This is a genomic window from Hyphomicrobiales bacterium (assembly GCA_002869065.1).
In the GTDB taxonomy this organism is placed as follows: domain Bacteria; phylum Pseudomonadota; class Alphaproteobacteria; order Rhizobiales; family Rhodobiaceae; genus Rhodobium.
The window spans coordinates 638,532-657,831 of sequence record PKTR01000002.1 but is presented as its reverse complement, the minus strand read 5'-3'; the positions used below and the strand labels follow the sequence as shown (position 1 = coordinate 657,831).

At 65.2% G+C, this 19,300-nt stretch carries 19 protein-coding genes and 1 pseudogene; 8 read left to right on the top strand and 12 right to left on the bottom strand.

The genetic code is table 11. The features are described from left to right. Positions 1-295 precede the first annotated feature (295 nt). The 3 genes from C0606_06825 to C0606_06815 form a co-directional block, all read right to left on the bottom strand. Complete coding sequence (locus C0606_06825) at positions 296-2,158, bottom strand: dihydroxy-acid dehydratase (GenBank protein ID PLX37956.1); 1,863 nt, start codon at positions 2,156-2,158, stop codon at positions 296-298. Between the two features lie 131 nt (positions 2,159-2,289). Continuing rightward, positions 2,290-3,231 carry a glyoxylate/hydroxypyruvate reductase A gene (locus tag C0606_06820; GenBank protein ID PLX37955.1) on the bottom strand — a complete coding sequence of 314 codons (942 nt, stop codon included), beginning with the start codon at positions 3,229-3,231 and terminating at the stop codon, positions 2,290-2,292. Between the two features lie 36 nt (positions 3,232-3,267). Continuing rightward, positions 3,268-4,458: a DNA recombination protein RmuC gene (locus C0606_06815; protein PLX37954.1), complete on the bottom strand. Its 1,191-nt coding sequence runs from the start codon at positions 4,456-4,458 to the stop codon at positions 3,268-3,270. A 176-nt stretch (positions 4,459-4,634) separates the two neighbouring features. On the opposite strand from C0606_06815, the gene lepB reads away from it, so the two are divergent. From lepB to C0606_06790, 5 genes are all read left to right on the top strand, one after another. Then, positions 4,635-5,348 carry a signal peptidase I gene (gene lepB / locus C0606_06810; protein PLX37953.1) on the top strand — a complete coding sequence of 238 codons (714 nt, stop codon included), beginning with the start codon at positions 4,635-4,637 and terminating at the stop codon, positions 5,346-5,348. A 54-nt stretch (positions 5,349-5,402) separates the two neighbouring features. Next, on the top strand, positions 5,403-5,942 hold the full coding sequence (locus tag C0606_06805) for a peptide deformylase (protein ID PLX37952.1): 540 nt from the start codon (positions 5,403-5,405) through the stop codon (positions 5,940-5,942). 159 nt (positions 5,943-6,101) lie between these two features. Further along, positions 6,102-7,028 (top strand): methionyl-tRNA formyltransferase, encoded by a 927-nt coding sequence (locus C0606_06800; GenBank protein PLX38723.1) that lies wholly within the window; start codon positions 6,102-6,104, stop codon positions 7,026-7,028. Next, positions 6,979-7,656, top strand: a complete 678-nt coding sequence (locus tag C0606_06795) for an N-acetyltransferase (protein PLX37951.1) — start codon at positions 6,979-6,981, stop codon at positions 7,654-7,656. The genes C0606_06800 and C0606_06795 overlap by 50 nt, the downstream gene beginning before the upstream one ends. Beyond that, complete coding sequence (locus C0606_06790) at positions 7,656-8,393, top strand: tRNA pseudouridine(38-40) synthase TruA (GenBank protein PLX38722.1); 738 nt, start codon at positions 7,656-7,658, stop codon at positions 8,391-8,393. The genes C0606_06795 and C0606_06790 overlap by 1 nt, the downstream gene beginning before the upstream one ends. 125 nt (positions 8,394-8,518) lie before the next feature. On the opposite strand, the gene C0606_06785 is transcribed toward C0606_06790, so the two are convergent. The 6 genes from C0606_06785 to dapD form a co-directional block, all read right to left on the bottom strand. Beyond that, on the bottom strand, positions 8,519-9,118 hold the full coding sequence (locus C0606_06785) for a hypothetical protein (protein PLX37950.1): 600 nt from the start codon (positions 9,116-9,118) through the stop codon (positions 8,519-8,521). A 146-nt stretch (positions 9,119-9,264) separates the two neighbouring features. Continuing rightward, complete coding sequence (locus C0606_06780; protein ID PLX37949.1) at positions 9,265-9,546, bottom strand: transcriptional regulator; 282 nt, start codon at positions 9,544-9,546, stop codon at positions 9,265-9,267. 61 nt (positions 9,547-9,607) lie between these two features. After that, a complete protein-coding gene (locus C0606_06775) occupies positions 9,608-10,792 on the bottom strand; it encodes a succinyl-diaminopimelate desuccinylase (GenBank protein ID PLX37948.1) in 1,185 nt (394 codons plus the stop codon). A 76-nt stretch (positions 10,793-10,868) separates the two neighbouring features. After that, positions 10,869-11,249 carry a hypothetical protein gene (locus C0606_06770; GenBank protein ID PLX37947.1) on the bottom strand — a complete coding sequence of 127 codons (381 nt, stop codon included), beginning with the start codon at positions 11,247-11,249 and terminating at the stop codon, positions 10,869-10,871. Between the two features lie 33 nt (positions 11,250-11,282). Next, positions 11,283-12,017, bottom strand: a complete 735-nt coding sequence (locus tag C0606_06765; GenBank protein PLX37946.1) for a hypothetical protein — start codon at positions 12,015-12,017, stop codon at positions 11,283-11,285. 168 nt (positions 12,018-12,185) lie between these two features. Further along, a complete protein-coding gene (gene dapD, locus C0606_06760) occupies positions 12,186-13,043 on the bottom strand; it encodes a 2,3,4,5-tetrahydropyridine-2,6-dicarboxylate N-succinyltransferase (protein PLX37945.1) in 858 nt (285 codons plus the stop codon). A 267-nt stretch (positions 13,044-13,310) separates the two neighbouring features. Here dapD and C0606_06755 point away from each other — a divergent pair. Beyond that, positions 13,311-14,159: pseudogene (locus tag C0606_06755) on the top strand (TIGR00730 family Rossman fold protein). A 231-nt stretch (positions 14,160-14,390) separates the two neighbouring features. Then, positions 14,391-14,888, top strand: coding sequence for a DUF4405 domain-containing protein (locus C0606_06750; GenBank protein PLX37944.1), 498 nt, complete (start codon positions 14,391-14,393; stop codon positions 14,886-14,888). Between the two features lie 12 nt (positions 14,889-14,900). Here the strand turns inward: C0606_06750 and C0606_06745 are convergent, their stop codons facing one another. The 3 genes from C0606_06745 to C0606_06735 form a co-directional block, all read right to left on the bottom strand. Further along, positions 14,901-16,430: a histidine kinase gene (locus C0606_06745; protein PLX37943.1), complete on the bottom strand. Its 1,530-nt coding sequence runs from the start codon at positions 16,428-16,430 to the stop codon at positions 14,901-14,903. Positions 16,431-16,543: 113 nt separating this feature from the next. Continuing rightward, positions 16,544-17,971, bottom strand: coding sequence for a dihydrolipoamide dehydrogenase (locus tag C0606_06740; protein ID PLX37942.1), 1,428 nt, complete (start codon positions 17,969-17,971; stop codon positions 16,544-16,546). Between the two features lie 4 nt (positions 17,972-17,975). Beyond that, a complete protein-coding gene (locus tag C0606_06735) occupies positions 17,976-18,764 on the bottom strand; it encodes a TVP38/TMEM64 family protein (protein ID PLX37941.1) in 789 nt (262 codons plus the stop codon). Positions 18,765-19,116: 352 nt separating this feature from the next. Between C0606_06735 and C0606_06730 the strand changes: the two genes are divergently transcribed. Next, positions 19,117-19,251: a 50S ribosomal protein L34 gene (locus tag C0606_06730; protein ID PLX37940.1), complete on the top strand. Its 135-nt coding sequence runs from the start codon at positions 19,117-19,119 to the stop codon at positions 19,249-19,251. Positions 19,252-19,300: the final 49 nt, after the last annotated feature.

Below are 19,300 nucleotides of genomic sequence, written 5' to 3'. Positions count from 1 at the left end.
TCCCCCCGCTCACGTCATCCTCCGGCTTGACCGGAGGATCGGCCCGCGACACCCACGGACGGTGCGGATTTGCTCCACGGGCGAACAGAGACGTTTGTTGGGCGCAACAGTGCACGCCCGTGCGAGTAGAGAACGATCCTCCAGTTCAAGCCGGAGGATGACGAGGGGGAGTGTTTGTAGGGGGGACTTAGCGACACAAATGGTGCCGTGAAAGCGCCAGATCGCGGGTAGGGCGCACCAACAAAAAACGGCGGACCTGCGCCCGCCGCTTTTCGTGTTCCCGTAAACGCCAAACCTACTTGCGCGAAAGCTGCTCCACGTCGCGCACGGCACCGCGCGCCGCGCTCGTCGTCAGCGCCGCATAGGCCTTCAGCGCGGATGTGACATGACGCTTGCGCGGCTTCTCCGGCTGCCAGGCGGCAGCGCCCTTCGCGTCCATCTTCTCGCGGCGGGTAGCCAGCTCTTCGTCGCTGACCTCAACGCGGATGATGCGGTTCGGAATATCGATGAAGATCGTGTCGCCGTGCTCGACGAGGCCGATGGTGCCGCCCTCGGCGGCTTCCGGCGAGCAATGGCCGATGGAAAGCCCGGACGTGCCGCCCGAGAAACGGCCGTCGGTGATGAGCGCACAGGCCTTGCCGAGGCCCTTCGACTTCAGATAGCTCGTCGGATAGAGCATTTCCTGCATGCCCGGGCCGCCCTTCGGACCCTCGTAGCGGATCAGCACCACGTCGCCTTCCTTGACCTTGCCGGTCAGGATGTCGCTGACCGCCTGGTCCTGGCTCTCGCAGATATAGGCGGGGCCGGAGAAGGTCAGGATCGAGGCGTCGACGCCGGCCGTCTTCACGATGCAGCCGTCGAGCGCGATGTTGCCGAACAGCACCGCAAGACCGCCGTCCTGCGAGAAGGCATGCGCCTTGTCGCGGATGACGCCGTTCTCGCGGTCGGTGTCGACACCCTCGGCGTAGCGCTTGGACTGCGAAAAGGCGGTCACGCTCGGCACGCCGCCGGGCGCGGCGGAATAGAACTCGTGCACCGCGTTGCTGGTGGTGCGCGTCACGTCCCAGCGTTCCAGCGCGTCCTTCATGGTTGCCGCATGCACGGTCGGCAGGCTCGCATCGATCAGCCCGGCGCGGTCGAGTTCACCGAGGATGCCCATGATGCCGCCAGCGCGGTGGACGTCTTCCATATGCACGTCGGAGACCGACGGCGCGACCTTGCACAGCACCGGCACCTTGCGCGACAGGGCGTCGATGTTTTCCATGGTGAAATCGACCTGGCCCTCCTGCGCGGCGGCGAGAAGGTGCAGCACCGTGTTGGTCGAGCCGCCCATGGCGATGTCGAGCGTCATGGCGTTGCAGAACGCCGTGAACGAGGCGATCGAGCGCGGCAGCACGCTGTCGTCGTCCTGCTCGTAATAACGCTTGGCGAGGTCGACGATCAGGTGGCCGGCTTCGACGAACAGCCGTTCGCGGTCGGCATGGGTCGCCAGCATCGAGCCGTTGCCCGGCAGTGCGAGGCCGAGCGCTTCGGTCAGGCAGTTCATCGAATTGGCCGTGAACATGCCCGAGCACGAGCCGCAGGTCGGGCAGGCCGAGCGCTCGATGGCCGCAACCAGATTGTCGGAAATCTTGTCGTCGGCGGCCGCCACCATGGCGTCGACCAGATCGAGCGCGACTTCCTTGCCGTCCTCAAGTTCCACCTTGCCGGCTTCCATCGGCCCGCCGGAGACGAACACGACGGGAATGTTGAGGCGCATCGCGGCCATCAGCATGCCCGGCGTGATCTTATCGCAATTGGAGATGCACACGATCGCGTCGGCGCAGTGGGCGTTGACCATGTACTCGACGCTGTCGGCGATGATCTCGCGCGAGGGCAGCGAATAGAGCATGCCGTCATGCCCCATGGCGATGCCGTCATCGACCGCGATGGTGTTGAACTCCTTGGCGACGCCGCCGGCCTTCTCGACCTGCTCGGCAACCAGCTGGCCGAGGTCCTTGAGGTGCACATGGCCCGGCACGAACTGGGTGAAGGAGTTCGCGATGGCGATGATCGGCTTGCCGAAATCCTCGTCCTGCATGCCGGTCGCGCGCCACAGGCCGCGGGCTCCGGCCATGTTGCGGCCATGGGTCGACGTACGCGAGCGATAGGGGGGCATTTCACACCTCGAATTTTTTGCTTTGCCGGTCGCGTCTGTCCGCGCGCAACCAGTGTCGGATCGATCTGTCCGGCCCGTTTTGTCAGGTTTTTCGCGCCAACGAAAGAGTGGAATCCGCTTTGCCGACCAGATCAGTACCCGGCGGTACGGTCGATGACGTTGGTCAGACCCCTGCCGGCCTCGAAGCTGGCGATCTGGTCGAGCACATAGCCGGACAGGCGATCCGGGTCGCTGTCGGCGGCGTTGTGCGGCGAAATCACCACGCGGGGGTGGTCCCACAGTGGGTGATCGGCGGGCAGCGGCTCGGTCGAGAACACGTCGAGGCTCGCCGCGTGAAGCGTGCCGTTGGCAAGTGCTGCAAGGATATCGTCCTCGCGCTGGGTCTCGCCGCGCCCGGCATTGATCAGCACCGGGCCCGGCATCGCGCCGTCGCGGGCGAGCTGCTTGAACAGGTCGGCATTGAGGATGCCGCGCGTGTCCGGCGTCAGCGGCAGCAGCGAGACGAGGATGTCAGTGCGCACAAGAAAGGCGCCGAGCCCGTCCGCGCCATGGAAGGTTTCGACGCCTTCGACCGCCTTCTTGCCGCGGCTCCAGCCGGCGACCTGAAAGCCGAGCCGCGCCAGCGCCTGACCGGCATCGGCGCCGAGCACGCCGAGCCCCATGATGCCGACCCGCACGTCGCGCGCGGCGGGCTGGGTGAAACTCGCCCATTCATGCCGTGTCTGCGCCTCGGCCAGCATCAGATGCCGCCGATGGTGCAGCAGAACGTGGAACACCGCCCATTCGGTCATGCGGCCGGTGAGATCGGGGTCGACGACGCGCACGATCGGCACGTCGGGAAGCTCGGGATCGGAGAGGATGTGATCGACGCCGGCGCCGAGTGAAAAGATCACCTTCAAATTCGGAAGCTGTTTCAGCGCGCCATGCGGTGGCTTCCAAACGAGCGCGTAGTCGACGCGCGCCGGGTCTTCGGCGAAGGGACCCGTCTGCAGGTCGTATTGCGGCGCGCGGCGGCGAAAATGCGCCGCCCAGGTCTCGACGTCCCAGCCGGAAATGGAAAACAGAAGGCTCATGACACTGTCCGCAAAAGGGGAGGGGAAACGATACGGCTATTCGGCGGCGCTGCCGGCGACGGGTTTGAACGGCACGGCGGCGCTGCCGGATTTGTCGGCCGGCGTATCGTCCAGCTCCATCGACTCGATCTTGCCGCCACGCGTCGTGATCTTGTCGCTCGAAATCAGGATCTGCTCGACATCGCGGTTGGCCTGACCGAAATGCTTCTGCAGGTTCAGCACACGGTCGCGCAGCCGATTGACGTCGTCGACGAGACGCACGACCTCGCGCTGGATGATGTGCGCTTCCTCGCGCATGCGCACGTCGCGCAACACCGTCTGCACGATCTGGATCGACAACAGCAGCAGCGATGGCGATACGATGACGACGCGTGAGCGGTGGGCCTTCTGCATCAGATCGGAAAAATGCTCGTGCAGATCGGCGAACAGCGCCTCGGAGGGCACGAACAGGAAGGCGGTGTCCTGCGTCTCGCCGGTGACGAAATAGCGCTCGGAAATGTCCTGTATATGCTTGCCGACATCGCGCCGCACCTGCGCCTGCGCCGCCTTGGTTGCTTCCGGCGTTTCCGCTTCCTTCAGCCGGTTGAAGGCCTCAAGCGGGAACTTCGCGTCGATGACCAGCGCCGGCGCGTCGTTCGGCAGGTGAATGAGACAGTCGGGACGGGTGCCGTTGGTCAGCGTCGCCTGGAACGAAAAGCTCGCCGGCGGCAGTGCATCGGAGATGATCGCCTCCATACGGCCCTGGCCGAAGGCGCCGCGGCTCTGCTTGTTGGCGAGGATCTGCTGCAGTCCGGTGACCTGGCCCGACAGGTCGGAAATCGTGTGCTGGGCGCGGTCGATGATGGCCAGCCGCTCGTGCAGCTTGCGCAGATTGTCGTGCGTGTCGCGGGTCGTGTCGGCCATCGAGCGACCGAGCCGGTGGCCCATGCCGTCGAGCCGCTCCATCAGCGCCTTGCCGAGATCGGACTGGCGGCTGCCGAACACCTCGGCCATGGTCTGCATGCGCCCGGTCATTTCCGCCTGGGTGCGCATCAGCTCCTCGATATGGCTCTCCAGCTCGCGCGACCGTTCCTGCGCCAGCGCTTCGCTCGCCGCGCGTTGCCGTCCGCCGCGAACAAGCGCGATGACGGCAACGAGCAACAGCCCGAGCCCGAGGGCGGCGACGAAAATAACAACTTCACCGGTCGTGATGGGGCGTCCGGCGATCTGAATGAGAATAGCGTCCATGAAACAAACATAGAACGATTCGGGCAAAAAGCGCGACTGCGCTGCTTCGTTGGCGAGCGCGCGCGAACGCTGCTATTGTCATATCGCTGCCAGAATTGGCGGTAACCATCGCCGAACGACGTCGCAGGACGGGTGCGAGATGACGGAAGGGCCGGGTCTTGGGTAAGATATTCAAAATGCTTGCCGATACGGCAAAGACGCTGGGCGCCGCGCTGGCCCTGGCGCTGGTCTTCAAGACGGTCGCCTTCGCCTCCTATTTCATTCCCTCGGAGAGCATGTTGCCGACACTTCAGGTCGGCGATCGTATCATCGTCAACAAGTTCGCCTACGGCTACAGCCGGGCATCCTTGCCCGAATTGCTCGGTTCGCTCGAATTGCCGCTCGACGGGCGGATCTTCGCGCGCCTGCCGGAACGGGGAGACGTTGTCGTGTTCCGCCATCCGCAGAGCGGCGAGACCATGATAAAGCGCGTGGTGGGCTTGCCCGGCGACCGGGTCGACGTGATTGGCGGACGCCTCGCCGTCAACGGCAAGGTCCTTCCGCGCCAGCTGGAAAAGACGTTCCGCTATCGCGACGACCATGGCTTCGTGGTTGCGGCGGGACGCTTCGAGGAGGCGCTGCCCGAGGGACGCCGCCACGCCATCCTCGAACAGCGCGACAACGGAAACGCCGACAATGTCGGACCTTATCGCGTGCCCGCCGGCCATCTCTTCATGATGGGCGACAATCGCGACAACTCTTCCGACAGCCGGTTTGTCGACGACATGGGCTTTGTGCCGATGGAAAACGTCATCGGGCGTGCCGAGGTCATCCTCTTCTCGCTGCACGAATGCACCGAGGAGCCCGGCCTTTCCTGCGCAAGTCGACGCTATTTTTCGACCATTCGGTAACGTCCAGCTCGCCGATTCATTGACGCCCGCAATCGACTTGCTTATTTCAACGCCATGGCAAAACGTGAAATTATCATCGTCCCCGATCCGCGCCTGCGCGAGGTCTGCAAGCCGGTCGAGCGTGTCGACGACGAAATCCGCACGCTGATGGACGACATGCTCGAAACCATGTACGCGGCACCGGGCATCGGTCTGGCCGCGATTCAGGTCGCCGTGCCGAAACGCGTCATCGTGGTCGACGTTGCCCGCGAGGGCGAGGAGCCGCAGCCGCTGCAGCTCGCCAATCCGGAGGTCGTGTGGGCGTCGGAAGAGCTCCACGTCTATCAGGAAGGCTGCCTGTCGGTGCCCGATTTCTATGACGACGTGGAACGTCCGGCGCGGGTGCGCGTGCGTTATCTCGACCGCAACAACGAGATGCAGGAAATCGAGGCCGACGACATTCTCGCGGTCTGCCTGCAGCACGAGATCGATCACCTCGACGGTGCGCTGTTCATCGATTACCTGTCGAAGCTGAAGCGCGACCGTGTGGTCAAGAAATTCCAGAAACAGGCGCGTCTCAGCCAGAAGGTGGCCACCAGTCGCGGCGCCGCCTGACTCCGTCTGCCGGCGCGGCACCCTGCCGCCTTCAATCGATTTCACCGGCCGCGGGCTTGACCGCGGCCGTTTGTTTGCGGCACCTGCGGGACGAAGCGTTTTGAATGTGGCGCCGGCGATGGCCGGCCTGCCGCCAACACGAAGGCCTTGCCGATGCCGCTGCGCGTGATTTTCATGGGAACGCCGGATTTCTCCGTCCCGACCCTGTCCGAAATCGTCGGTCAGGGCCACGAGGTCGTTGCCGTCTATACCCAGCCGCCGCGCCCCGCCGGCCGTGGCTACGATCTGCGCAGGTCGCCGGTGCATGAGCGCGCCGAGAGCTTCGGGATCCCGGTAATGACGCCGAAGAGCCTGAAAGGCGCGGACGAGCAGGCCGCCTTTGCCGAACTGAATGCCGATGTCGCTGTCGTCGTCGCCTATGGCCTGATTCTGCCGAAGGCGATTTTGGAGGCGCCGGAACATGGCTGTCTCAATCTGCATGCCTCGCTGCTGCCGCGCTGGCGCGGCGCCGCGCCGATCAACCGCGCCGTGATGGCCGGCGATGCCGAAAGCGGCGTCATGGTCATGCGCATGGATGAAGGGCTTGATACCGGCCCGGTCTGCTCCGCCGAACGCCTTGCGATCGGCGCCGACATGACGGCGGGCGAAATGCACGACCGGCTGAGCCCGCTCGGCGCCGACCTGATGGTGCGCGCGCTGGCTGCGCTCGAGCGCGGCTCGCTCGGCTGCGCGCCGCAGCCCGATGAGGGCGCGACCTATGCGAAAAAAATCGACAAGGGCGAGACCCGCATCGACTGGAACGGCACGGCTGCAGAGGTTCATAATCACATCCGCGGTCTGTCACCGTTCCCGGGCGCCTGGTGCGAGATGACGCTTGCCGGAAAGAAAGAGCGCGTGAAGGTGCTGCGTAGCGAACTGGCCGACGGCGCGGGCGCGCCCGGGACGGTGCTCGATGATACGCTGGCGATTGCCTGCGGCGAGGGTGCGGTGCGGCTCATCGAGGTACAGCGTGCCGGCAAGAAGCCGATGAAGGCCGATGAATTCCTGCGCGGCACACCGGTTGAAGCCGGCGCCGTCATTGCCTGAGGAGATGCCCCATGAGGATCCGCAGATGACCGCCGTGACCCCGACGCTGCGCAGCGAGATCGCCGGCGACCACAAGGCAATCGCCGATTTGGTGACCGAGGCCTTCCGCACCGCATTTGACTCCACCGACGAAGCCCGCCTGATTGCCGATCTGCGCAAGGGCGGCGACCTGTTGCTCGGCCTCGTTGCCGAGATCGACAACGAGATCGTCGGCTATATCGGCTTCTCGCGTGCCATGATCGAAGCCGAGGGCCGCTGGATCCCGGTTACCGTGCTTGGGCCGATTGCGGTGGCGAACGGCCGTCAGGGCGAGGGCATCGGCACCGCGCTAACCGAAGCCGGCATTCGCACCATGACCGAGGGCGGCGAGGCGGTTGCCTTCGTGCTCGGCGAGCCGGACTATTACCGCTGTTTCGATTTCTCCGCGGATCTGGCGCGCCCGATTGCCTCGCCGTGGTCCGCCGAGGCGGGTGACGCCCATATGGCGCTCGAACTGGTGCCCGGCGCGCTTGCCGGCGTCACCGGCTTCCTGCACTACGCGCCGGCCTTTGCCCGTTTCATGCCGGCGCCTGAGGAGGACGGCGGCGAACCTGTGCCGCCCGCCGGCTGGTCGTGCGGAGCCGCCTGATGCCGCGCTACAAGCTCACCATCGAATATGACGGCACCGGCTTCGTCGGCTGGCAGCGCCAGGCCGAGGGCGCGACCGTGCAGGAGGCGCTGGAGACCGCAATAGAAGCCTTTTGCGGCGAGGAAATCGTCGTCGGCGGGGCAGGGCGGACCGACGCCGGCGTCCATGCGCTCGGCCAGGTCGCCCATATCGATCTGGAAAAGGACTGGCCGACCGATACGGTGCGCGATGCGGTCAACGCTCATCTGCGGCCGAACCCGGTCGCCGTGCTTGCCGCCGAACGGGTCGACGACGATTTCGACGCCCGCTTTTCCGCCACCGCCCGGCACTACCTCTACCGTATCGTCAACCGCCGCCCGCCGCTGGTCATCGACCGGCATCGCGCCTGGCAGGTGGCTCGCCCGCTCGATGCGGACGCCATGCATGACGCCGCGCAGCTTCTCCTCGGCAATCACGACTTCACAACCTTCCGCGCCAGCGAGTGCCAGGCAAAGAGCCCGGTCAAGACGCTCGACCGGCTTGATGTTGCCCGCTACGGCGAGGACATCGAGATCCGCGCCTCGGCGCGTTCCTTCCTGCACAATCAGGTGCGTTCGCTGGTCGGCTCGCTGGTCGAGGTCGGCACCGGCAAGTGGAGTGCCCGCGACCTGCGCGCCGCGCTTGACGCCCGCGACCGCTCCCGCTGCGGCCCCGTCGCCCCGCCGGACGGGCTTTATCTGTACCGCGTGGATTATTGAGTTCACTGTTGGGGTCGGCACGGCCACCCGAACCCGCAGGGTTCGCAAGGCCAACGGCCGCCGCGCGGTCAGCGCGCTCCCGCGGAGGTTAGCGAACGTCAGTGAGCGCTCAACCGTGAGCGAAATTATCCGCTAAACCCGATCAGCCGGTTGATCGCCTCGCCGAGCAGCAGGCTCAGCACCAGGTCGAGCACGACGAGGCCGACAGCCAGCGACACGTTGGCGTCGAGCGAGATGCGCGTCGCCATGAAGCGGTAGTAGAGCACGGCGAAGATCGCGACCAACGTGAACAGGGTGGTCAGTTCGGCCGAGATGATGCCGAGCGAATAGAGCAGGATCGGCACCGAATAGGGGATGATCGCCAGGACGCTGGTCCAGTTGCGCGCCACCATGAACGGCACGTAGCGGTCGGCGAAGCCGAGCGGGCGGGCGAGCAGTGCGGTGACGATCGGGAAGGCGAGCCAGTCGAGGAACAGGCCGATCGTGTTGCCGATGAAGAAGGCGTTGTCGGGGAAGGTGTCGACTGTCAGCGGCGTGTCGGAGATCAGCACCGCGCGCTGCGCGAACATCGTCGCGACGTAGATCGGCAGGATCAGGAACACCGCGGCGAACGAACGCCAGAAGCCGCCGAGCGAGACGTCGAACACGGCCATCGCCTCGCGCTTGCCCTTGGCAAGCAGCCAGGCGCCGGTGATCCCGCGCGAAACCTCGTTCAATGACAGCATGGCGGCGCCATTCCTCTCATGCCGTGAGCCCTCGGATAGGGCTTACGCTCTGACCCGGCGCCATGCGAAGCACGCGCCGCCTGTGCACAGATAGGCTGCGATAGGCGATCCTGCCAGCCCTTGAATGGGGATGAGCGATTTGCGCTTTAGCGAAACAGCGTGTCGCCGAGCTGGTCGATCGCCTGCTTCGCCTTGCGAATGGTGGCTTCCGCCGCCTGAGCCTTGTCGGGAAAATAATCGGCTCTGAGCAGCTTGTGCTCGCGCCGCTCGCCGTCGATCTCCTTGACGATCAGCCCGGCGATCTGGAAATGGCCGTTGTTCTCGCTCGGTGTCGCGGTGATGTGGCAGTCCTTGTAGGTCTCCTCGGCAAGCGGCTTCTGCTCCGCTGCCTTGCCACCGCCGCCGAACAGGGATCGAAAAAACGACATGCCGGGTTCCTTTCAGTACGCAGGCTGACAAGTCTAGCATTCCCCGCGCGAGGGGAGGAAATCAGCCGGCGAAATAGCGTTCCAGAAAGCGACGGTAGATCGCGGTGAGCTGCGTCAGATCGCTGACCGGCACCCGCTCGTCGATCTGGTGCATGGTCTGGCCGACAAGGCCGAACTCGACCACCGGGCAGTAGTTCTTGATGAAGCGCGCGTCCGACGTGCCGCCGCCTGTGGTCAGCGCCGGCCGCTGTCCGGTCAGTTCCTCCGCCGCATCGGCGAGCGTGCCGATCAGCACTTCCGAACGGGTCAGGAAGGACTCGCTCGCGCCGCGCTCGAAGTCGAGCGTATAGCGGCCCTTGTTGTCGTCGGCGGCATCAAGCTTTTCGCGCAGCCAGGCATCGAGCTTTTCCGCCGTCCACTGGTCGTTGAAGCGGATGTTGAAGCGCGCGGTCGCCTGCGCCGGAATGACGTTGAACGCCGGGTTGCCGACATCGACCGAGGTGACCTCGAGGTTCGAGGGCTGGAAATGCTCGGTACCGGCGTCGAGCGGATCGTTCAAGAGCACGTCCAACATCTTCACCAGCGTGCGTACCGGATTGTCGGCGAGATGCGGATAGGCGGCATGGCCCTGCCGCCCGCTCACCGTCAGCGTGCCCGACAGGCTGCCGCGCCGGCCAATCTTGATGGTGTCGCCGAGGTCGTCGACATTGGTCGGCTCGCCGACGATGCAGGCGTCGAGCGTCTCGCCGCGTTCCGCGCACCATTCCAGAAGCTTCACCGTACCGTTGACGGCGGGGCCTTCCTCGTCGCCGGTGATCAGGAACGAGATCGAGCCGGTAAAGGCGTCGCCCTGTTCTGCGATGAAATCGAGGGCAGCCGCCGCAAAGGCCGCGATGCCGCCCTTCATGTCGACCGCACCACGCCCGTACAGCACGCCGTCGATGACGTTTGCGGCAAAAGGCGGCTGGCTCCAGCGCGCCGTGTCGCCGGTCGGCACCACGTCGGTATGGCCGGCAAAACACAAATTCGGACTACCGGTGCCGAAGCGGGCGTAGAGATTTTCCACGTCGTCCGTGCCGGGTTCGGAAAAGGTCACGCGGTGAGCCGCGAACCCGGCAGCCGTCAGCAGCTCTTCCAGATAGGCGAGCGCGCCGCCCTCGCGCGGCGTGACGGAAGGGCAGGCAATGAGGTCGTGCGCCAGGCGCACCGGATCGTTCTGAGACTGGGTATTCTGGGACTGGGTCATGAAGGCGATGTATCCCCCGTGCCGGGAGGCGTCAATGCGCGGGCGGGCATTTGCCGGCAGCGAACGGCACCTGCCGTCAGACCGGGCTGTTGCGTCCGCGGCCGAAGGCGTTCGGCTTCGGGTCGCCCGGCTGCACGCCGAAGAAGACCACCAGCAGAACATTGAGGAAGGGAATGAGGCTCAACAGGGCGACGAAGCCGGTGACGTTGCAGTCATGCGCCCGCTTTATGATCAGCGCGATCTCCGCCCAGATCGCCGGGATCAGGATGAACGGCATGAAGGGTGCAAAGGTCGGTGCCAGCGCCGGATTGCGCATCGGGGTGCCGACGAAGAAGGCGACGATGACATTGACGAAGGCGATGCCGAGCCAGAACGGCATCCGCGTGATGCGGCCCGTGATGCCCGTGAACAGCCACAGAAGGTTCGGCTCCGCCTTGGTGCTATCGTATCCGTCCATCAATCTTTCCCGACGACGCGGCTCTAGCCGCGATTATCCCTTGTTCTTGTCGATCGCAGGTCCGCTCATGGCACCCGGACCATAGGTCTCCAGGATCATGATTTTCTGCCAGATCTTGCGCGCCAGATTGGTCGTCAGAACCTCGATGTCGTTGACCGCGCCGACCACCACCCTGTCGCTCAGGCTCTGGGCGTACAGCGCGCCGACCTTGCCGGTCAGCGACAGCATCTCCGAGCAGTAGTCGAGGTAGCGCACCAGTTCGAACGGATCCATCTTGCGCACAGGCGAAGATGGGGTCTGCCGGCCGGGTTGAAAAGCCATCGCCGGATCTTTGGTGAGCTGGTGCATGTCGATGACGTGGACGATGGCGCGCAGCCCGTGCAAATCGTCGAGCGCGCGCTTGCGCTTCACCCGGCTTTCCAGTGTGACGAGGAACAGCGCCGCCGCACCAGTCAGCACGATGACGTTGATGGTCGCCTCGATGCCCTGGGCGACGCCGAACAGGGTGCCGCCGGTCGGGTGGAAATCGACGTTCCGCAGCACGGAGACCAGCAGCATGATGCCAACCGCGAGCACCGAGCCGACCGCGATCCTGAGCGCCACATTCGGCGCCGCGATCTGCTCGGCGCGGGTCTTTGCCTCGACCGCGATGCCGGTCAGCTCGCGGCAGACCGCACCGAGCCCGCGGCCCGGGAAGCGGTCTTCGATGCGCATCTGAAGCCGCTCCAGCGTGGCCACGATCTTTTCGGAATCGAGCGTGCGGTACATCGGCGGTCGACCCCTGTCTTGACGCGAGGCGGCGGGTGCCGGCCATCAAGCATGCTACGTCGTATTTGAAGGACGCAGCATGCTTCGTCTCGTTGGTTTCACGCGTTTTCCTATCCGAAAAGTCTGTCAACATTTCGCTGACGCGGACCTTCAGTTCGGGAAAGCGCTTTAGTCGCGCAGGAGCTCGTTGATCGAGGTCTTCGAGCGGGTCTGCTCGTCGACATGCTTGACGATGACGGCGCAGTAGAGGTTCGGTCCCGGTTCGCCATTGGGGAACGGTTTGCCCGGCATCGTGCCTGCGACGACGACCGAATACGGCGGCACTTCGCCGATATGGATCTCGCCGGTCGCGCGGTCGACGATCTTGGTCGACTTGCCGATGAAGACGCCCATGCCGAGCACCGAGCCCTCGCGCACGATGCAGCCCTCGACGACTTCGGAACGCGCGCCGATGAAGCAATTGTCCTCGATGATGGTCGGCCCGGCCTGCATCGGTTCAAGCACGCCGCCGATGCCGACGCCGCCCGACAGGTGCACGTTCTTGCCGATCTGCGCGCAGGACCCCACCGTCGCCCAGGTGTCGACCATAGTGCCGGTGTCGACATAGGCGCCGAGATTGACGAAGGACGGCATCAGGACGACGCCCGGCGCGACATAGGCCGAGCGGCGCACGATGCAGTTCGGCACGGCGCGGAAGCCGGCCTTCTCGAAATCGACCGCGCGCCAGCCGTCGAACTTCGACGGCACCTTGTCCCACCAGGTCGCATCGCCCGGACCGCCCTTGATGGCTTCCATCGGGTTGAGGCGGAACGACAAGAGCACGGCCTTCTTCAGCCACTGGTTCACCACCCAGTCGCCGTCGACCTTTTCCGCGACGCGGGCGCGGCCCTTGTCCATCATGTCGAGCGCCGCGTCGACGGCCTCGCGTACGGCGCCGCGGGTGTTGGTATCGATCTGGTCGCGGTTCTCGAAGGCGTCTTCGATGGTTGCGGCCAGCGCGGCAACGTCGGTGTGGTCGTGGTTCATGACGGCTCTGCTCCGGCAGTTGCTGGGGCGCTCCTCGATCGCGGGGATTCGTCCGGCGATCGGCGAGCGCTCGTGGATTCACGGTGTGAAGCACGGTCCGTGCGGTCAAATCGGGCCGATTTGCCCGGATTATGCTCCATCGAATGGCGCGCGAAAATAGCCGCCGCGGCGACAATGTGCAATGCGGCGGGTTTCCCCCTTGCCTCGATATCCGCCATCCCCTACCGAGGGGCGTTGCTTCGCGCCATCCGACGAGGAGGAGGCCACATGCGCAGGAACAAGGACGGGCGGTCGGGCCAGGCATTTCCGACGGCCGAGGAAGATCGGGCCGCGTGGGAACGTGCGCCGAGCTCGCCGCAGACCCGCTAGCCGGCCTACAGGCTTGCCTTCGACGATCCCGATTTCCTGCTGCGCGACGAGATGCGTGCCGTACGCCTGCAGCTCGAACTCATGAAGCCGGAACTGATTCTGAGCGAGCGCGGCATCAACTCCACCGTCGTCATCTTCGGTTCGGCACGGATCCCGGAACCGGGCGCTACGGTCTCCGGCGACAATCCGGCCGCGGCAAGCCTTGAAACCAAGTCGAGCTACTATGAAGAGGCGCGCAAGCTCGCCCGCTATGCCTCGCAAGAGGCGATGAAGCACTATGGCCGCGAGTTCGTCGTCGTGTCCGGCGGCGGCCCGGGCATCATGGAAGCGGCCAACCGCGGCGCCGCCGATGTCGAGGCGCCCTCGATCGGCCTCAACATCGTGCTGCCGCACGAACAGGCACCGAACCCGCATATCACCCCGGAGCTGTGTTTCCAGTTCCACTACTTCGCCATCCGCAAGATGCACTTCCTGCTGCGCGCCAAGGCGCTTGCCTGCTTCCCCGGCGGTTTCGGCACGCTCGATGAACTGTTTGAGGCGCTCTGCCTGATCCAGACCCGCAAGATCGAGCGGTTGCCGGTCATCCTGTTCGGCAAGTCGTTCTGGGACCGCGTCATCAATTTCGACGCGCTGGTCGAGGAAGGGACGGTTTCACCGCAGGATCTCGACCTGTTCTGCTTCGTCGACACGGCGGAGGAAGGCTGGGCCGCGATCAAGGCGTTCCACGCGCTCGACGCGGCGATCTGACCAATTTGCCGGCACTCGCAAGGTAAACATTCGGCGCCCGCTATCTTACAGGAATTTAACTTGGATTCGGCCGCGCCCGGGTTCAGTGTCGGCGCATAAAACAAGAAAAACCGCGCAATAACCCCGTTGCCCCGATGGCGTCCGGGAGCGGGAATTTGCGTGTCGAAAACGGCCGGCGCTCCGCTCGCCCCAAGACAGACGGAGACCGGCCCAAGTCAAGCGGGTGATCCAATGTTCCAGAATATCGTCAACAAATACGCCACCACTTTCACCACGACCCTGTTCATCATCTCGGCCGTGTCCGGCGTGTTCATCTTCTTCCATACGGCTCAGGACATCTTCAAGGCCATGCATGAATGGCTCAGCATGGTGCTGCTCGTGCCGGTCGTGTTCCATCTCTACAAGAACTGGAACTCGTTCCTGACCTATTTCAAGCGCAAGACGATCTACATCCCGACCGCGATTTCGCTGGTCGCAGCCATTGCCTTCGGTGCCGCGACCATGGGCGGCGGTGGCGGTAACCCGATGGTCCGCGTCTTTCACGCCATGGAAAACGCGACAGTGGCCGAAGTCGCGCCGTTGTTCGACGCAACCGCCGACGAACTGACGGCGAAGCTGACCGATGCCGGCTTCAAGGTTGCCGGCGGCGACGAGACGCTCAAGACCATTGCCGGCAATTCCGGCCGGTCGGGCCGCGATATCGTCTTCCTGGTTTCGTCGGGAAAATGATCGCGCTGGCGATCAGTCGATAACGGGCGGGCGCGACGGCAAGGTGTCGGGGCGCCCGTCTTTGCGTAGGCCGTTCCGTTTGCCGTTGCCGTTGGCGGCCGGACCGTTTTCCGCCCGGTCGGGCAAGGTGATCTCGAACAGTGCGCCGGGCCCGTTGTCGATCAGTGCGATGGTACCACCATGAGCCCGCGTCAGTTCCGCGGCGATGGCGAGCCCGAGGCCGGTGCCGCCCGCCCGCGCCGAACCGCGGAACGCCTGGAACAGTTTTTCTCGCGCCCGCGCCGGCACGCCCGGTCCGGTATCGCGCACGCGGATCACGGTCTTGCCGTCTGGTCGCGACGCGCTCACCTCGATCCGGCGGACGAGAGCCGGATCATCGCTCGCCTCAAGCGCCTGAACCGAGTTGCGGCACAGATTCATCAACACGCGGATGAGCTGATCCGGGTCGGCATTGACCTCAAGGTCGGAGGAGACCTGGTTAACCCATTCGATCGACCGGTAGGTGCCGATGCCGAGCAACTCGCCGACATCGTCGACCAGATGTTTCAGCACCACGACGCGGCGCTGCGGCGCGGCTTCCTCGGCGCGGCCATACGCGAGCACCGAGCGGGTATAGACCAGCGCCCGGTCGAGCGAGGCGACGAGCTTCGGCGTGACCTTTTGCACCACCGGGTCCGGCACGCTTTCCAGATGGTCGGAAAACAGCTGCGCCGAGGCGAGGATGTTGCGAAGGTCGTGATTGATCTTGGAAACGGCGAGGCCGAGGTCGGCGAGATGGCGCTGTTGCTGTAGCGTGCGCGCAAGCTCGTCCTGCATCGCCGCCAGCCCGCGTTCGGTGTCGCCGATCTCGTCGCTGCGCCCGGACGGGGCAATCTTGCGCTCGGGGTCTTCCGGGTCCTCGGCGAAGCCCTCCATCGCCGTTGTCAGCCGTTGTAGCGGGCGCACGAACAGCCAGCGCAGGCTGAAATAGACCAGCGTGGCGGTGATGATCGAGATGATCAGCGACAGCGCCATGATGTTCTGCGAAAATTCCAGCATCGCCGCGCGAAGCCGTGCATCCGGCAAAAGGATTTCGACGAAGCCGTCGCCCATCGCCGGCGGGCCGATGACACGGATGATGCGGTCGCCGCCATTCAGCAGGGTGTCGAAGGTCGCGAGCAACGCCCCGACGATGCTCTGTTCCCGGATATCGATGACCCGGTCGACAGCCACCGGCATCGATGACAATGCGATCAGCCGGCGGCGTTCGCCGTCACTCGCAGCGATGGCCAGGGCGTCCGAAATCTCCATCAGATGCTTCTGGCTCATCGGATCGATCGGTGTCGTGCCGGGATGAACGGCTGCGGCCACCGAGGCGATGTGCACCTGGTCGCGCAGCCACGTTTCACGGAAATTGGCGATCGAGGGCAGGTAGATCAGCACTTCGCTGAGCATCACGAAGAGGATGGTGAGAACCAGCAGTTTCGAGGACAGGCCAAAACGCCGTCGCCGGGGCCGCCCGCGCAGGTCGTCGCCCGATGTCGGCTCGATATCCGTCGCCATCCGATCCTCTCGTCGCGCCATTGGCGTCGCCGTTCCCCGTCGGCGAAACTATCCCGATATTTCGATTTGGGCAAAATATCCTCATCCGCGTCGTAAACGGCGCCGACCCGGACTCAGCCGAACAGTCTGAGGGCGGCGATGATGCGGCGGACGAAGGGGTTGGTCAAACCGGGAATGTAATGGGTCAGCGCCACCCGCCGGCTGACTTCGGAAAGGGTCGGATAGGCGGGAATGAAGCCGGTCATGGCCTTCAGACCGAGCCCGGCCGAAATCGCCAGCGCCCATGGCGCGATCAACTCGCCCGCATTCACCCCGACGATGTCGGCGCCGAGAATGCGGCCGCGTTTGGTGGCGATCACCTTGACCTTGCCCTCGGTGCGCCGCTCGGCACGTGCCCGATCGTTGTCGGCGAACGACCATGTCAGCACCCGAACCGCATCGCCATGGCGGGTGCGGGCGTCGGCTTCCGTGAGGCCGACATGGGCGAGTTCGGGATCGGTATAGGTCACCCAGGGGATGATGGCGCGGTTCTCCTTCACCGGCAAGCGGAACAGCGCGGAGCGGATGACAAGCCCGGCGTGATAGCCGGCAACATGGGTGAATTGTAGCCCGCCGGCGACGTCGCCGATGGCATAGACCCGCCGGTTGGTGGTACGCAGGCCCTTGTCGACGACAATCCCGCTGCGCTCGGAGGCGATGCCGGCCTCGGCGAGCCCGAGGCCGTCGAGATTCGGCTTTCGCCCGGCTGCGACCAGCAAGTGACTGCCGGTGATGGTGCGCGGTCCCTCCGGCCCCTCGACGGTCACTGCAATGCCTTCGCCATCTCGGGCAACGGCGGTCGCACGTGTCTCGGCGAGGATCATCACGCCTTCACGGGTCAGCGCGTCGACGACGACCGAGGCCATGTCGGGATCGTCCTTGGCGAGCGGCTTCGCCATTTCGACCACTGTGACGGCGGAGCCAAGCCGGCGGAAGGCCTGTGCCAGTTCCATTCCGATCGGACCGCCGCCGAGGATGACGAGATGCTCCGGCAGGGTCGTGAGTTCGAAGATCGTTTCGTTGGTCAGCACCGGCACCGTGTCGATGCCGGGGATCGGCGGGATCAGCGCCGAGGAACCGGTCGCGACGACGAAGCGCCGCGCCTTGATCAGTGTGTCGCCGACCGCGACGGTGTTCTTGTCGACGAACCGGCCGGCGCCCTTGATGACGTGAACGCCGAGCCCGGTGAAGCGCTCCACCGAGTCATGCGGGGCGATGCCGGCAATGACGTCGTGCACATGGGCGTGGACGGCGGAAAAATCGACATCGAGATCGCCGCAGCCGATGCCGAAGGCGGAGGCCGCGCGGGCGGCTTGCGCATGGCCTGCAGCCGCGATCAGCGCCTTCGACGGCACGCAGCCGGTATTGAGGCAGTCGCCTCCCATGCGGTCCTTTTCGATCAGCACCACGGGCACACCGAAGCCGGCGGTGGCTGCCGCGACCGTCAAACCGCCGGAACCGGCGCCGATGACGCAGATGTCGGGAGTGAGCGTTTCGGTCATGGGCCTAGCTTCCGTTCGACGCGCTGGACGGCGCACCGCGCCGGCGCCAGGCCTTCAACGCCACCGGGATGAGCGCGACAAGACCGAGCGCGACCAGCGCCACCACCATCTCCGTCGTCACGATGGCCGACAGGTCGACCGAGCAGGTGCCGGCCTCCGCGCAGCCCGGATTGGCCGCCTTCTGCGCCTCGATCACGGAGCCGAGGCCGGAGCCGAACACCGAATAGGCGAAGGTGCCGGGGATGATGCCGACGAGCGTCGTGATCGCGTAGACGCGCAGCGGGACGTGAAACAGCGCCGGGGCAATATTGACCAGCCAGAACGGGAAGACCGGCGTCAGCCGCAGGAACAGCAGATAGCTCACCGCGTCCTCGCGAAAGCCTGCGGCAAGCTGCGTCATGAACGGCCCGGCCCGTTCGCGAAGCGCGGCACCGAGCGACGTGCGCACCGCGAGGAACAGCGCGACGGCGCCGAGCGTCGCCGCGACGATCGTCACCAGCCCGCCGGCGAGCCAGCCGAACAGGAAGCCGGCCGCGATCGTCATGAACGAGGCGCCGGGGAAGGAAACGGCCACGGCAACCGCGTAGACGACGCCATAGGTGAGGAGCGAGAGGGCGCGGTTCTCGGCGATGAAGGCGGCAAGCGCGTCCTGATGCCGGATCAGCGCCGACAGCGAAAGCTGCTCATGCCAGCCCTGCTGCACGCCTAGCGCCGTGATCAGCACGATGGCCGCGAGCGGTGCCCAGCGTTTGAGCCGGCTGGCGCGGGTACCTGACGCGGTGGGTGAAGTCATTGCGACGATCCGAATTCCAGATGTATGCCGGTATGGAGCGGTGAGCGCTCCGGTTGATCCTATTTAAGCGTCTTTGACGTGTTTGTACCGGCTCTCGCGGGGAAGTGATGGCGCTGCGGCGGCGTGTCACCGCGTTGTGAAGAGGGCGTCAACACGGCTTCGGCGAAAGTTTGAGCGTCGTGATGCAAGCTTCGCCGGGCCAGTGCGTTGACTTGCACGGGCCGCGCCCGTATAAGCCCCACAGCGCAGGCGACAGGCCGAAGGAAATGCGACGGTCCGTCGCGCCGTCTGGTCGCGCCTCCTCATCCTGACAAACGCGTTGTTTAGAGGCCGCTCCGGCGGTGAAGAGATAATGAAACGGACTTATCAACCGAGCAAGCTCGTTCGCAAGCGCCGCCATGGTTTCCGGGCGCGCATGGCGACCAAAGGTGGCCGCAAGGTGATCGCGGCTCGTCGCGCACGCGGACGCAAGCGGTTGTCGGCCTGACGGTGTGATTGCGCCGGCGGGGCGGTTGCCCGAAGCATCCCCCAACGCA